Raw genomic sequence first — 14,742 nt, forward strand, 5'->3', positions numbered from 1 at the left:
ATGGTCGAGAACCGTGGTCAATTCCGCCATGACCCTGCTTGACCCACTTTACTCGAACATATGTTCAACTACCATGTTTCTCCACATCCGGGTGTTCGGTCAACACGACGGTTTGGTCAGGGTCTTTCCCGGGCCGGCGATGCGCAGCCGGTCGCCGTCCGGTGTGCACGTCACCGGCTGGGACGGCAACAACGCGATCCCGGGTCCTGAACCTGGGTCCGCCCGGCCTCTACCCCGCCAGCGCGCGCAGGAAGAACCCGAGGTTCGCCGGCTTCTCGGCGAGGCGACGGACGAAGTATCCGTACCACTCGGTGCCGTACGGGATGTACACTCGCACTCGAGCTCCCGCGGCGGCGAGCCGACGTTGCTCGTCGCTGCGGATGCCGTAGAGCATCTGGTGCTCCCAGGTGTCGGGAGCCCGATCGAACTCCTTCGCCAGAATCGACGCGGCCTCGATCATCGTCGGATCGTGGCTGGCGACCATCGGATAGCCGTTGCCCTTCATCAGGATTCGAAGGCAGCGGAGGTACGCCTCGTCGACCTGACCACGGTCGGGGTAGGCGACCGACGGTGGTTCGGCATAGGCGCCCTTGCACAACCGGATTCGCGCACCCGACTCCGCGAACTCGGCGCAGTCGTCCTCGGTGCGCCGGAGATATGCCTGCAGGACGGTCCCGACGTCGGGGAAGTCGCGCCGCAGCGAGCGCACCACGGCCAATCGCTCGTCGACGGTCGAGTGGTCCTCGGCGTCGACGGTGACCGACGCACCCGCGGACCGCGCCGCCTCCGCGATCGTCCGTGCGTTCTCTTCGGCGATCTTGGCGCCGTGCTCGGGCAGTCTCTGGCCGAGTGCGGTCAGTTTCAGTGACACCTCCAGCGAACCGGGTGGCACCGGAGCCAGGCGCGGCATCGCCTGCAGCAGAGCCACATAAGCGGCGACGGTGGCGTCGGCATGCGACTCGTCGACGGTGTCCTCGCCGAGGAAGTCGATGGTCACGGCGAGTCCGTCGTCGAGTTCACGTCTGATCGCGGTGAGCACGTCGTCGAGTGATTCGCCGGGTACGAACCGCCGCACGACCTTCTCGGTCGTCGACCATCGCTGTGAGGCCTGTTTGATCCGTTCGCTGCGCGCCGCGGCGATGATCGTCGGCCGCAAGACGCTGTCGAAGAGCGTGCTCACCTCAGACCCCCGTGAAGTCGGTGCTCATGTGCGGGTATCGGTAAGTCGTCGGTGGTGTGAAGGTCTCCTTGATCGTGCGGGTCGACGTCCAGCGCAGCAGGTTCTCCTTCGACCCCGCCTTGTCGTTGGTGCCCGAGGCGCGCCCGCCGCCGAACGGCTGCTGGCCGACGACGGCGCCGGTCGGCTTGTCGTTGATGTAGAAGTTGCCGGCGGCGTTACGGAGCCGATCCGAGGCGAGGGCGACCGCCGAGACGTCGGTCGCCATGACCGCACCGGTGAGCGCATACCGCGCCGTCGTGTCGACCAGATCGAGAATCGTCTCGTAGTCGGCGTCGTCGTAGACGTACACCGACAGGATCGGTCCGAAGTACTCGGTGGAGAACGCCTCGTCCCGCGGGTCGTCGGACAGCAGCACGGTCGGGCGCACGAAGTATCCGACCGTGTCATCGCAGGCGCCACCGACCGCGACGGTGAGCGACGGTGTGGACTTGGCGCGTCGCAGCGCGGTGACCTGCTTGTCGAAGGCACGACGGTCGATGAGCGCACCACCGAAGTTCGACAGGTCGCGCACGTCGCCGAAACCGAGTTCGGCGGCCTCGCTGAGGAAGTCGTCGCCCATCTTGTCCCACACCGACCGGGCGATGTAGGCACGCGAGGCGGCCGAGCACTTCTGGCCCTGATACTCGAAGGCGCCGCGGATCAATGCCGTCCGGAGCGCCCGCGGTTCGGCGGAGGAATGCGCGACGACGAAGTCCTTACCGCCGGTCTCGCCGACGAGCCGCGGGTAGTTCCGGTACTTGCCGATGTTGCCGCCGACCTCCCGCCACAGGTGCTGGAAGGTCGTGGTCGAGCCGGTGAAGTGGATGCCGGCCAGGTTCTCGTCCGCGAGAACCACATCCGACACGGCCCGGCCGTCGCCGTGGACGAGGTTGATCACTCCGGGTGGCAGTCCCGCGGCCTCGAGGAGTACCATCGTGTACTGGGCCGAATACGCCTGTGTGGGAGAGGGCTTCCACACCACGGTGTTGCCCATCAGCATCGGTGCGGTCGGCAGGTTCGCGGCGATGGCGGTGAAGTTGAACGGGGTGACCGCGTAGACGAATCCGTCGAGCGGACGATGGTCGAGTCGGTTCCAGACACCCGGCGACGACACCGGCTGCTCGGCGAGGATCTCCCGGGCGAAGGCGACGTTGAACCGCCAGAAGTCGACGAGCTCGCAGGGAGCGTCGATCTCGGCCTGCTGCACCGACTTCGACTGGCCGAGCATCGTCGCGGCGGCGACCCGTTCGCGCCACGGACCCGACAGCAGTTCGGCCGCGCGCAGGATCACCGCGGCGCGGTCGTCGAAGCTGGTGTGGGCCCACTCGTCCTTCGCGGCCATCGCGGCGTCGGCGGCGGCGCGGGCGTCGTCGTGCGTGGCGTTGGTGAGGAAGCCGAGCACCTCTCGGTGGGCGTGCGGCTGCACGACGTCGATCGGTTCGCCGTGTCCGAGGTGCAGGTGCCCGCCGATGATGTGCGGCAGCTCGCGGCGGCCCGCCATGGACTGGCTGGTGAGTTCATTGATGATGCGGGTGCGTTCGGGCGATCCGGGTGCGTAGGTGTGGACCGGCTCGTTGGCCGGTCGAGGGGGAGTGGTGATGGCGTCCATGACGTCAGTTCACCTGGGGAGCAGGTTCCCGCGATATGGCCGATCGGCAAACTGATCGGTCGTAGCCTTGTTCTTGTGGACAAATCGGCGGGTGTGGCGCTGGGGCATCTGATCCTGGCCCTCGATCGGACGGTGGCGACGCTGATCACCGCGCCGCAAGGACTCGACGTGCCGGTGCGAAGCCTGGCGATGATCGACATCGACGACGTCCACTTCGGCCTCGGCCAGGCCGCGCGGTCGGCTGACGTGTTCCTGCTGGTCGGCCTGTCCGACGAGGTGAGCACTGAACTGCTGGGCGGTCTCGGGATGCACCGTCCGGTGGCCGTCATGAGCAAGACGTCGTCGGCGACACTCACCGATCTCGCCGATCGGCTCGGAATCGCGGTCGTGGCCATCGACCCACACGCTCGGTGGGAGCGCATCTACAACCTCGTGGCGCGCGTCCTCGACACCGCGCGGCGTTCGCCGGACGACGGCGAGTCGATGGAGTCGGGTACCACCGGCGACCTCTTCGAAATCGCGGCCGAGGTCGCCCGGCGCACCGGCGGCCTGGTCAGCATCGAGGACGAGCGCTCGCACGTGCTGGCCTACAGCTCGGCAGGAGACGAGGCCGATGAGCTCCGGCGGTTGTCGATCCTCGGACGCGAGGGTCCGCCGGAGATGCTCGCCTGGCTCCGGCAGTGGGGGGTGATGGACGCGCTGCGCCGGTCGTCGCGGGTGGTGGCGGTCGACGCACGCACCGACCTCGGGCTGCGAGAACGCCGGGCGGTCGCGATCCGGGCCCCCGGGACGGCTGAGTTCCTGGGGGTCGTCTGGCTGCAGCGCGGTACCCGGCCCTTCGCCGCCGACACCGACGAAGTCCTCACCGGTGCCGCCGCAGTGGCCGCCCGGGTGATCGCCCGGCGTCGAACGGCCGGAACCGAACACGACGAATCGGTTCGTCGGCTCCTCGGCGCGCGTGGCGACATCATCGACGTCGATGCCCTGGCCGCCCAACTGGGCATCGAATCCTCCGTCGCGGTGGTGCTCGTCGGGTTCGCGACGACTGGGTCGGCCGTAGACGCTCCGGTCCCATTGGCAGAGAACGGCACTCGCATCTCCGCGCTCACCCTGCACGCCAGCGCGTTCAGTCCGTTGTCGGTGACCGCGACCATCGGCGACCGCGCCTACGTGGTGCTGCCCGGCGTGACCGGTGACGCCGCGGTCGAGTGGGCGCGGGTGTCGGTCGATGCGACGGACCGGCAGTTCGGCGTCCACATCCGGGCGGTGGTCGCGGGACCGGACAACCTCGCCGCGGTACCGGAACTGCGCACCCAGATCGACCGCGTGCTCGACGCGGCCTCCCTCGAAGGTGAACTGATCGACGATGTCACGACCGTCGGCGGTTCGCGCACCGGTGTCCTGCTCGGCGAGATCGTGGCGCTCCTCGCCGAGAACCCCGACCTGGTGGACCCGCGGGTCTCCGAACTCGCCGACCTCGACGACCGCACCGGCAGCGAGTTCACCGTGTCCCTGCGCGCCTACCTGGACCGCTTCGGCGACGTCCGTTCCGCCGCCGGGGATCTCCACGTCCACCCGAACACGCTGCGCTACCGCATCCGCCGGATCGAGGCCCTGACCGGGATGGACCTCGAGGATCCCGCCACGCGGCTCGTCGTGGCGTTGTCCTTGCGGGTGCGGTAGCGGTCACCCCAGAAATCCCGCCCTGAAAACCGCCCCCGAAATCCACCCCACACAGCGGATCCGACGACATAGTGTCGTCGGATCCGCTGTGGAGGGCGTACTTCGGGGGCGCTTTCCGGTGGTGGTGCGTTCGCGAGATCTCAGAGGATGGTGAGCATCTCGTTGTACGTGGGCAGCGGCCACAGATCGTCGGCGACGATGCTCTCGAGCGTGTCGGCGACCTCGCGCACCGCGGCCATCGCCGGGATCAGCGTCTCGAGTGCGTACTTCGACTCCTCGTAGGTGCTCTCGCCGTGCATGCCGGCGATGCCCTCGTCGAGGGTGACCACCGCGGCCTGCAGTTTGCCGATCAGTCCGGTGATCTCCACGAGAAGTGTTGTGGGAGCTTCGATCCCGGCCATCTTCAACGACGCCGCGGTGCCGGCCAGTTCGCCCTGGTAGCGGATCGCGGCGGGCATGATCATCGTCTTGGCGATCTCCGCGGTCTCCTTGGCCTCGACGAGGATGGTGAGCCCGTAGTACTCGAAGATGACGTCCTCGCGGGCCTCGAGTTCGCGGGCCGACAGGACGCCGTACTTCTCGAAGATCTCGACGACCTCGGGCGCGGTGTACTCGGTGACGGCGTCGACGGTGGTTCGGAGGTTCTTGAGGCCGCGGGCGGCGGCCTCCTCCTGCCATTCGTCGGAGTAGCCGTTGCCGTTGAAGATTACCGCGCCGTGGCTGTTGATGATCTCCTGCAACACCTTCTGCACGGCGTCGTTGAGTTCGGCGCCGTCGGCGAGCAACCTCTCCAGTTCGGTGGAGATGAAGTCGATGGAATCGGCCAGGATGGTGTTGATCGCGACCATCGGATCGGAGATCGACTGGTTGGAACCCGGTGCGCGGTACTCGAATCGGTTGCCGGTGAAGGCGAACGGGCTGGTGCGGTTGCGGTCGCCCGGGTCGGCCTTCAGCGGGGGCAGGGTGTCGACGCCGAGCTCGAGGACGCCGGCCGCCTTGGAGCCGGTGGCGCCGCCCTTGGCGATCTGCTCGAAGACGTCCATCAACTGCTCGCCGAGGAAGATCGAGATGATCGCCGGCGGAGCCTCGTTCGCGCCCAGGCGGTGATCGTTCGACGCCGATGCGACCGCGGCTCGCAGCAGGCCGCCGTAGGTGTGGACGGCGCGGATGATGGCACCGCAGAAGGTGAGGAACTGCATGTTCTCGTGCGGGGTGTCTCCGGGGTTGAGCAGGTTGCCCTGGTTGGAGTTGCCGAGTGAGAAGTTGACGTGTTTGCCGGAGCCGTTGACCCCGGAGAAGGGCTTCTCGTGCAGGAGGCACTTCATCCCGTACTTCTCGGCGACTGCCTTCATCGTGGTCATCATGAGCTGTTGGTGATCGTGTGCGAGCACGGATCGTTCGAAGACCGGCGCGATCTCGAACTGGCCGGGGGCGACCTCGTTGTGGCGGGTCTTGGCCGGGATGCCCTGCTTGAACAGCTCGCGGTCGAGTTCGATCATGAACGACAGCACCCGCTCGGGGATGGCGCCGAAGTAGTGGTCGTCGAACTCCTGACCCTTCGACGGTGGGGCGCCGAACAGCGTGCGGTTGGACGTCATCAGGTCGGGACGCGCGTAGAAGAAGTGCTCGTCGATCAGGAAGTACTCCTGCTCGGCGCCGGCGTAGGAGACGACGGTGTCGACGTTCTCGTGGCCGAAGAGCTTCAGCAGGCGCATCGCCTGCTTGCTCATCGCCTGCTGGCTGCGGAGTAGCGGGGTCTTCTTGTCCAGTGCCTCACCGGTCCACGAGATGAAGATCGTGGGGATGCACAGCGTGTTGCCGTTCGGGTTCTCCAGGATGTACGCGGGGCTCGTCACGTCCCAGCCGGTGTAACCGCGGGCCTCGAAGGTGCCCCGCAGGCCGCCGTTGGGGAAGCTCGACGCGTCGGGTTCACCCTGCAGCAGGGTCTTTCCGGCGAACTCGGCGAGCGACGCGCCGCTCGAATCCGGTTCGAGGAACGAGTCGTGCTTCTCCGCGGTGAAACCCGTCAGCGGGTAGAAGACGTGGGCGTAGTGGGTGGCGCCCTTCTCGATGGCCCAGTCCTTCATCGCCACCGCGACGTAGTCGGCGAGCGTCGGATCGAGCGCGCAGCCGGTGTCGATGGTCGCCGCGACCGCCTTGAAGACATGCTTCGGCAGGCGCTTCTTCATGACCGACAAGCCGAACACGTTGCGTCCGAAAGTATCTGCCAACGGTTCGGTGAATCCGGGTGCCGACACCTCGTAGGTCGTCACGGCCTTGATGGCCTGACGGCGGGACATGCTGCCACTCATGGTTACTCCTGGAGTTTCTCGTCGACCTCGGCGAATGTCGGCACGACGACGTCGCTGGTGTTGCCGCGTTTGCGAGCGACTTGACGCTATGAGCTGGGTGTATGCGCTCCGTTGCCCCCGTGTGACGCTGAGGAAAACTGATGGCACAGCAGGGATTCGTCCGTTCGGACCACCCGGATCACCGCAGTGCGGCGTCGTCACCCATCACGGCACCCTCACGCCGCGGGTCGGCGCCGCCGATCCATCCGGCCTCGTGGCGCATGATCGCGCTGAGACCGCTGGACTGTTCGTCGACGGACACCTCTTCTCCGCGTTCGCGGAGGCCCCGCACCAACGGATCGTGCGCGCCGTCGTCGGTGGTGTCGACCAGTGGATGTTCGCCACCGACGTTCGACGTCGGGGTGTTGGCCGAGCCGAAGTCGATCATCGACACCGCCTGCTGCGGGTTGAGTCCCCAGTCCAGCATCCCGACAAGGGTCTTGACGACGAACTGGATGATGACCGATCCGCCCGGGGAACCCAACGCGGCGATCACCTGTGCGGGTGCGCCCCCGGTACCCGGTTGCATCACCAGGGTCGGGGCCATCGACGACCGTGGACGCTTCCCCGGCGACACCCGATTGGCGAGCAGGGCCCCGTCGTCGCGCGGTTCGGCCGAGAAGTCGGTGAGCTGGTTGTTCAGCAGGAAGCCGTCGACCATGTGGAAACTGCCGAAGGCCGATTCGATGGTCGTCGTCATCGACGCGACGTTGCCGTATCGGTCGGCGACGGTGATATGGCTGGTGCCGTACTCGGTACCGGGATGCGAACCCAGCGGGACCGGCCCGAGATCGCCGGCCGGGGCTTCGCCGAGCGAGGCGTCGGGGCGGATCAGTCCGGCCCGGGTCTTCAGATACCCCGGGTCGAGGATGGTGTCGACGCCGCGTCCCGGCAGCGGGACGAAATCCGGGTCGGCGACGTATTTGTCGCGGTCGGCGTAGGCGAGACGTTCGGCCTCGGTGATCAGGTGTACCGCAGTGGGATTCGGCCGACCGCCGTCCGCGGCCGATGGTGTGGAACCGTCGAGTTCGGTGGGCGGCATCGACGGCAGGTCGAAGTTCTCCAGGATGCCCAGCGCGGAGGCGACGGCGATCCCGCCCGACGACGGTCCCGGCATCGCCACGATCTGGCGGCCCCGGTATTCCGTCACGATGGGGTCCCGCGCGATGGCCCGGTAGTTGCGCAGGTCGTCGACGGTCATCAGGCTGGGCGTCATGCCGCCGGCGGTGGTGCCCGCCTCGGCGACGATCGCCTGCGCGAGCGGTCCGTCGTACATCGCGTCGGCGCCGTCGGTGGCCAGCACCCCAAGGGTTTTCGCGTAGGCGGGGTTGGCCAGGTTGGTGCCCGCCGGTTTCGCTGCGCCCTCACCGGTCAGGAAGTGGTCGCGGGCGTCGACGTCGGCCTCGAGGTCCGCCGCCGCGGCCGCGATCGCCCCGGACAGACGCGGGCTGATCTCGAAACCACTGTCCGCCAAGGAGATCGCGGGGGTGAACAGATCACGCCAGGCATGTTTGCCGTACTCGCCGTGGACCATGCCGAGCATCCGCATCACGCCGGGAATGCCGATCGACCGGCCCGATGCCCGTGCGCTGGGCACCGGTGGTGCCGGGTCGGTGGGGGAGATCCGGATCAGGTAGGTCTCAGTGGCGGCTGCGGGAGCCGTCTCGCGACCGTCGAAGGCGCGCACCGTCTTCGACGCGGCGTCGTAGTAGACGGTGAAGGCGCCGCCGCCGATCCCCGAGGACTGGGGTTCGACGAGACCGAGCACCATCTGTGCGGCGACCAGCGCGTCGGCTGCGGTACCGCCGTCGTGCAGGACGTCGCACGCCGCGCGGGTGGCGAGCGGATTGGCGGTGGCCGCGGCGTACGTTGCGGTGACGACCGGTTTCATCCCGCTCCGGTAACCCGAGGCGATCTCGGGTTTCGTCGCGATGTCGGTGGGGGCGGCCGAGACACTCTCGGCGCCGATCAGATCGCCGTTCGGGATCTCCGTGCAGGTGACCGGCGCGGCGGCCGGACCGTCGGAGCCGTTTCCGCACGACGCGAGGACCAGCATGCAGGAGACCCCGAACACCGCGAAGCGGACGACCCGACGCCCGGAATGAGGACTTCCCCGACGGCGTCTCATGGACTCAGCGTACGGTCATCGCGCAGGACGGACGGAACGAACGGCGATGCCCACACCGATGACGGCGAGGCAGGCGAAACCGAACGAGAGCAGACGTGCCGAACCGACCGCGTCGGACCCGATGCTGACGAGCAGACCCGCGGCCGCCGAGCCGATGGTGTTGGCGACCATCTGCACGGAGTTGACCCCTGCCGAGGCGCGGGCGGCCTCCGCCTGATCGGTGGTGATGCCCATCGCGGCGGTCGCGATGTGAGGGAAGGCCATGCCGATACCCATGCCGGCGACGACCAGAGATGCGTACCACCCGGCCACCGCGATCGGCGCGCTCGACGACTGCAGCAGGCCGTATCCGGCCATACCTGCGGCGAGGAAGGCCGGACCGGCGATGCGGGCGGCCGCCGCGGACCGGCCGTGCGCCCACGTGCTGCTGGCGATCTGCGCGACGGTCCACCCCGACGACAGCGCCGCGGGCATGAGCCCGGCGGCCAACGGTGTCAGGCCGCCGACCTGCTGACCGAACAGCGGGAGGAATGCCTCGGCGGTCGACCCGATCGCCAGCACCGCTATCGACAGATAGATCCACTTGAGGGGATTGCCCACCGAATAGGTGAGACGGGGGAGCAGGCCGGTGGTCCCGCGTCGATCCACGACCACGAACCCGACCAGGGCGAGGAGGGCGACTCCGCCGAGTACCACGATCACCGACGTCGAACCGGCGACGCCGGCGACCGAGACCGCCCCGGCGGCGGCGGTCACCGCGGCCAGCGATGCCCACGGCAACGGGTGCCGTTCGCCCGAGCCGCGACCGCGTGGCAACACCCGCGCGGCGATGGCAGCGATGACCAGGGTGAACACCGTCAGGAACCAGAAGGAGCCGCGCCACAACCCTACCTCGGCGAACAGGCCGCCGAGCGCCGGGCCGAGGAGGTTCCCGACTCCCCACATGGCCGAGATGAGCGCCACCGCGCGCCCCCAGATCCGCTGTGGCAGCGCGATCTGTACGACCGCCAGCGCCAACCCGGTGAGCAGGCCGCCACCGAGCCCCTGGATCAGCCTGCCGGCCAACAGGATCGGCATGGTCGGGGTGAGGGCGCAGATCAGTGAACCCGCGGCGAAGGCGGAGAACCCGATCAGGTAGGCGCCGCGCGCGCCGAACTGTGCCAGCGCGCGTGTCACCAGCATCGACGCCACCACGGACGCGATCAGGAAGATCGTGACGACCCAGGCGTAGAACTCGTCGCCGCCGATGTCGGCGATGGTGCTGGGCAGTGACGCCGCGGTCAGGAAGGTGTTGATCGCGAAGACGAGGATGCCGCCGGCGAACACCGACACCGCCGCGCGGTGTTCACGGGCGAGGAGTTCGGACCATCCGCCCGGTGACGTCGACATCGTGCTGCAGGAATAGCCGACCCCGCGGCGGAAGGTCAAGTCGGTTATCCGTGTCCCGCACCTGGAAGTGGTTGCGACCGCATAGTGTCGGTCGGAAGCGGCGCCGGAGACACCGGGCCGGACACGCGAGAACGGGGTAGAGCGTGGGAGTGGTACGTCATCAGGTCGTCGTCGATGCACCTCGCGAGCGGGTCTTCGACTATGTCGACGGATATCAGAACGTTCCCGAGTATCTGATCGGTGTCACGCACTTCGATCCGACAACAGATCAGACCCGCGGACTCGGGTCGGTCTTCGACGTGAGGGTCGACCTCGGGCCGAAGAAGATCAAGGCGGTCGTGGAGTGCACCCGGTACGTCGAGAACGAGTTGATCGAGCTCCGGGCGATCGACGGTTTCGAGGCCGACACCACGTGGCGCTTCGCCGACGACGGGAACGGCACCGATCTCCAGCTCGAGATCAACTACACGCTGCCCGGCGGGATCGCCGGCCGTGTGCTGGGAGGCATCATCGGCCCGTTCGCGGCGCAAGCGGTCAGACACATCGAGGCCACGATCGCGAAGAAGGTGGTCGCGCGGGGCTGACCCTTTTCAGGTTTTCTCCTCGGTGTCGGTGTCGGTGTCGGTGTGCGCGACGATTCGGTTCGGCAGGTGCCGTGAGAAGAGCAACGCCAGCACGAGCAGGACGAACACGATGAACAGGGCCTGCTGGATCGCGGCGATCTGCGCGTCGGCGTAGGCGTCGGACACCGCCTGCGCCGAGGCTTCCGAGCCGCCGGTGTCGAGCACCATGGTGCGTGCCTGATCCGCCGAGATTATGGGCACTCCGCTGTCGTCGACCGTCGAGACGATCTGCTGTTGCTCGCTGGCGGGGAGCGAATCGGTGTCGTCGACCGCGGAGACGAAACCCGACGACAACAGGAGGAGGAACACCGAACCAGCGACCGCGGTCCCGAATGACGAGCCGAGATTCTGGAACGTGCCCTGCAGGCCGCCGACCTCGGAGGTGTCCTTCTCCCCGACCGCGGACATGTTGACGTTTCCGAGTTGGGAGGCCAGGAGGCCGAAACCCGCTCCGACAACGAACATCCCGATGGCGAAGGTCATGCTGCGCAGGTCGACCCCCACCCCGGCGATCACGAAGAGGACGCCGACCGCCATGGTGAGCTGCCCGCCGCGGGCGATGAACCGGGCCGAACGTCGTGCGGTGAGCCACGAACCGAGGACCGAGAACAGCACGAGACCCACCGACAGCGGCAGGATCTTCACACCGGTCTGCAGGGCGTCGCGACCCAGCATCGTCTGCAGATAGACCGGCACCACGAAGAAGAGGGCGGCGATCGCGAAGTACTGCGCGAGGAACCCGCCCAGTCCGCTGCGCAACGCGGGTATCCGCAACAGTTCGACGCGGAGAAGTGGTTGCCGGCCGGAACTGGCAAGTGCGCGTTGTCGATCGACGAACAACCAGAGGACGACGACGCCGAGCAGCAACAGGTAGGCGACCGGGGACACGCCCAACGGGGCGATCTCCGAGCCGTTGATCTCCGGCGGATGCTGCGGTTTCAGCCACCCCCACGTCTTCGACTGCAGCACACCGTAGACGATGAGCGACAGGCCGCCGGCGGACGCGAGGACGCTCACCGGATCGATCCGCACGTCGCGATCGCGTTCGACGTCGTGGATCAGTCCCGCCGCGAACAGGACGATCACCATGACGACGGTTTCGGCGACGAAGACATAACGCCATGAGGCGTAGGTGGTCATCAGGCCGCCGAGCAACGGGCCGACGGCGGCGGCGAGTCCGGTCACGGCACCGAGGATCGAGAAGGCGGCGACGCGGGCCTTGCCGGTGTAGTTGATCGCGGCCAGAGAGGCGATCGCGGGGATGACGAGCACGGCCCCGAGTCCCTCGACCAGTGACCAGCCCACCATCAGGACGGCCAGGTTGGGACTCAATGCGGTGGTGAGCGAACCGATCCCGTAGATGACGGCGCCGATCTTGAAGGCCCGCACCCGGCCCATGAGGTCGCCGAGTTTGCCGCCGGTCAACATGAACGCCGCCATCGTCAAGGCGTAGAAGGTGATCGCGGCCTGCATGCCGGTGATCGACGTGCCGAGATCCGCGGCCACGACCGAGATCCTCTCGTTCATGACGGTGCTGTCGAGCACCATCACGAACTGCGACACCGCCAGGATGATGATGACCGACCACGAACGCATCGCGGAACTCCCCTCGGCTGGAAGTGATCTCCGCCGATTGTCCCAGCCGGACGCCGTCAGCGTGGGTGATCGAGCATCGGGACGAGGAATCGTCTCGCGATGTCGGCCAGTTGCGCGTCGTCGGTGATGTCGACGACACGACTCGGCACGGTGAGGAACGACGCCGAGATGCGCACCATCATCTCAGCCACGAGTTCGATGTCGAGATCGTCGGAGATGGTGCCCGACAACTGTTCTCGTCGTAGCTGTGCGGCCACGAACTTCTGCACGACGGACAGTAGGAGGCCGTCGTCGCCGATCATCGATTCGATGAGCATGCTCGACTCGGAGTCGGCCATGCCGCTGATCAGGGGATTGCCGGCGACCGCGCGCAGAGATCCGACAAATCCGACGACCACCCGCTCGGCGGCCGTCTGTGCGGCCGGGATGTCGGCGCGGAACTGTTCGAAGTAGCGCCGGAACTCGCGCAGCACCACCTCGTCGACCAAGGCGTCTTTGGTGGCGAACTTGCGGTAGAGGGTCACTCGCGTGACGCCCGCGTTCTTGGCGACCTTCTCCATCGGGGTCCGCTGGATGCCGAGGCGACAGAAGAGGTCGAAGGCGGCGTCGAGGAGACGTTCGGCGGTCGGATCGGACTCGGTGTCCGTCGGGTTCACCGACCCGAGGAAAGCGCGGTGGATCACCGAACTCGACGACGAGCCGACCGGCATCATGCCCGGTTCCGGGATGTCTGCGGCGGACGACGGCATCGGTGATTCCCCTTTCTGTGGCGATCGATCCGCCCGGATCAACGATCCCAAATCCGGGGATTTCGGTGTGTCTTGGATCACCCGTTGGTACAGAGGATACAAGGATACGAAGTTTGTCACATTGATACATCGGAACGGATGGGACGGGGTCATGGAAGATCTGAACAGGCGGAAGCTGCTCAAGGCCGGAGGAGTGGTCGGCGCCGCGGGTGCGGTGGCCGCGGTGGCCCCGGCGACGCCCTGGACGTGGTCACCCGCGAACTCTGTACCGGGCCGCGGTGCGGGCACCGACCCGCGGCAGCTGTGGGACGACGAGGCCGACCCGGTGATAGCGAAGGTCATCGACAGCGGTCAGGCGCCGAAGGTCAACAAGCTGTTGCGTACCTGGCACAAGAACTCGCAACCGCTGCCCGCCGGGCTGCCGTCGGAACTGCGCGACGTCATGGAGCACGCGCGACAGCTGCCGTCCTGGACCGATCAGTCCAAACTGGCCACGGCGGTGAAGTTCAACCAGAAGCGCGTTACGTACCTCGGGATCATCTACGGCTTCGCCAGCGGGATGATGAGCACCCTGATCCCGCGGGAGGCGCGGGCGGTCTACTACTCCAAGGGTGGTTGGGACCTCAAGGACCGCATCTCCAAGACAGCCAAACTCGGCTACGACATCGGCTCGCTCAACGCCTATCAGCCCGGCGGCGAGATGATCGTGACCTGTCTCAAGACCCGCATGGCACATGCCGGTGTCCGGCACCTGCTGCCCCAGTCACCGCACTGGGTGCACTCCGCGTCGGAGAACGTGCCGATCAGTCAGGCCGACATCATGGTGACGTGGCACAGCCTGCCGACGACGGTCATGCGCAACTTCCGCAAGTGGCAGGTGCCGATCGCTGCCGACGAATCGGCGGGCTTCCTGCATTCGTGGCAGATCACCGCCCACGTGCTGGGGGTCAAGGACGAGTACATCCCGGCGTCGTGGAACGCCGCCGAATCACAGGCGAAGCAGGTGCTCGACCCGATCATCGAGCCGACACCGGAGGGTCGCAAGCTCGCCGACATGCTGCTCGACCTCGGGATGAACCTGGACCTGACCCTGCTCTCGCGAGGAGTTCTGGGGGCGCTGACCCGGTTCATGCTCGGCGACAAGGCCGCCGACGGGCTGCACATCCCGCGTGAACCCGTGTGGACTCCGCTGCTGGAGACGGCGTGGACCCCGTATGTACTGGTCCGTGAAGGCCTGCTGAACGTCGGCATGCCACGCGAGGCCTATTGGATGATCGACGAATTCCTCCGGCAGTTCGTACTCTTCTACATGTCGGAACTGCGGATGCCGATCAACATCGAGATCCCGGTGTTCAACAACCCGAAGTACAAGTAGTCCGGTCACCCAGACTGGCC

General features: G+C 67.1%; 10 protein-coding genes. 3 read left to right on the forward strand and 7 right to left on the reverse strand.

Going from position 1 to position 14,742, the window contains the following annotated elements; translation table 11 throughout:
• Positions 1-229 precede the first annotated feature (229 nt).
• Positions 230-1,180 carry a proline dehydrogenase family protein gene (locus BPODLACK_RS18000; RefSeq protein WP_006436098.1) on the reverse strand — a complete coding sequence of 317 codons (951 nt, stop codon included), beginning with the start codon at positions 1,178-1,180 and terminating at the stop codon, positions 230-232.
• 1 nt (position 1,181) lies between these two features.
• Positions 1,182-2,828 (reverse strand): L-glutamate gamma-semialdehyde dehydrogenase, encoded by a 1,647-nt coding sequence (pruA, locus tag BPODLACK_RS18005; protein ID WP_159405868.1) that lies wholly within the window; start codon positions 2,826-2,828, stop codon positions 1,182-1,184.
• A gap of 75 nt (positions 2,829-2,903) precedes the next feature.
• On the opposite strand from pruA, the gene BPODLACK_RS18010 reads away from it, so the two are divergent.
• Positions 2,904-4,511: a PucR family transcriptional regulator gene (locus BPODLACK_RS18010; RefSeq protein ID WP_159405869.1), complete on the forward strand. Its 1,608-nt coding sequence runs from the start codon at positions 2,904-2,906 to the stop codon at positions 4,509-4,511.
• A gap of 140 nt (positions 4,512-4,651) precedes the next feature.
• Here BPODLACK_RS18010 and BPODLACK_RS18015 read toward each other — a convergent pair whose 3' ends face one another.
• From BPODLACK_RS18015 to BPODLACK_RS18025, 3 genes are all read right to left on the reverse strand, one after another.
• Entirely contained in the window at positions 4,652-6,823 is a 2,172-nt protein-coding gene (locus BPODLACK_RS18015; RefSeq protein ID WP_159405870.1) for a glutamine synthetase III family protein, read from the reverse strand.
• Positions 6,824-7,001: 178 nt separating this feature from the next.
• Positions 7,002-8,990: a gamma-glutamyltransferase family protein gene (locus BPODLACK_RS18020; RefSeq protein ID WP_159405871.1), complete on the reverse strand. Its 1,989-nt coding sequence runs from the start codon at positions 8,988-8,990 to the stop codon at positions 7,002-7,004.
• 15 nt (positions 8,991-9,005) lie between these two features.
• Positions 9,006-10,379 (reverse strand): MFS transporter, encoded by a 1,374-nt coding sequence (locus tag BPODLACK_RS18025; protein ID WP_006436103.1) that lies wholly within the window; start codon positions 10,377-10,379, stop codon positions 9,006-9,008.
• 143 nt (positions 10,380-10,522) lie between these two features.
• Between BPODLACK_RS18025 and BPODLACK_RS18030 the strand changes: the two genes are divergently transcribed.
• Positions 10,523-10,963 (forward strand): SRPBCC family protein, encoded by a 441-nt coding sequence (locus tag BPODLACK_RS18030; RefSeq protein WP_006436104.1) that lies wholly within the window; start codon positions 10,523-10,525, stop codon positions 10,961-10,963.
• Positions 10,964-10,969: 6 nt separating this feature from the next.
• Here BPODLACK_RS18030 and BPODLACK_RS18035 read toward each other — a convergent pair whose 3' ends face one another.
• Both BPODLACK_RS18035 and BPODLACK_RS18040 read right to left on the reverse strand, forming a co-directional pair.
• Positions 10,970-12,598 (reverse strand): MFS transporter, encoded by a 1,629-nt coding sequence (locus BPODLACK_RS18035; RefSeq protein ID WP_159405872.1) that lies wholly within the window; start codon positions 12,596-12,598, stop codon positions 10,970-10,972.
• Positions 12,599-12,654: 56 nt separating this feature from the next.
• Entirely contained in the window at positions 12,655-13,347 is a 693-nt protein-coding gene (locus BPODLACK_RS18040) for a TetR/AcrR family transcriptional regulator (RefSeq protein ID WP_006436106.1), read from the reverse strand.
• A 151-nt stretch (positions 13,348-13,498) separates the two neighbouring features.
• On the opposite strand from BPODLACK_RS18040, the gene BPODLACK_RS18045 reads away from it, so the two are divergent.
• On the forward strand, positions 13,499-14,722 hold the full coding sequence (locus BPODLACK_RS18045) for an oxygenase MpaB family protein (protein WP_006436107.1): 1,224 nt from the start codon (positions 13,499-13,501) through the stop codon (positions 14,720-14,722).
• Positions 14,723-14,742: the final 20 nt, after the last annotated feature.

Origin of the sequence: Gordonia sp. YY1 (assembly GCF_009872315.1) — a bacterium.
In the GTDB taxonomy this organism is placed as follows: domain Bacteria; phylum Actinomycetota; class Actinomycetes; order Mycobacteriales; family Mycobacteriaceae; genus Gordonia; species Gordonia amicalis.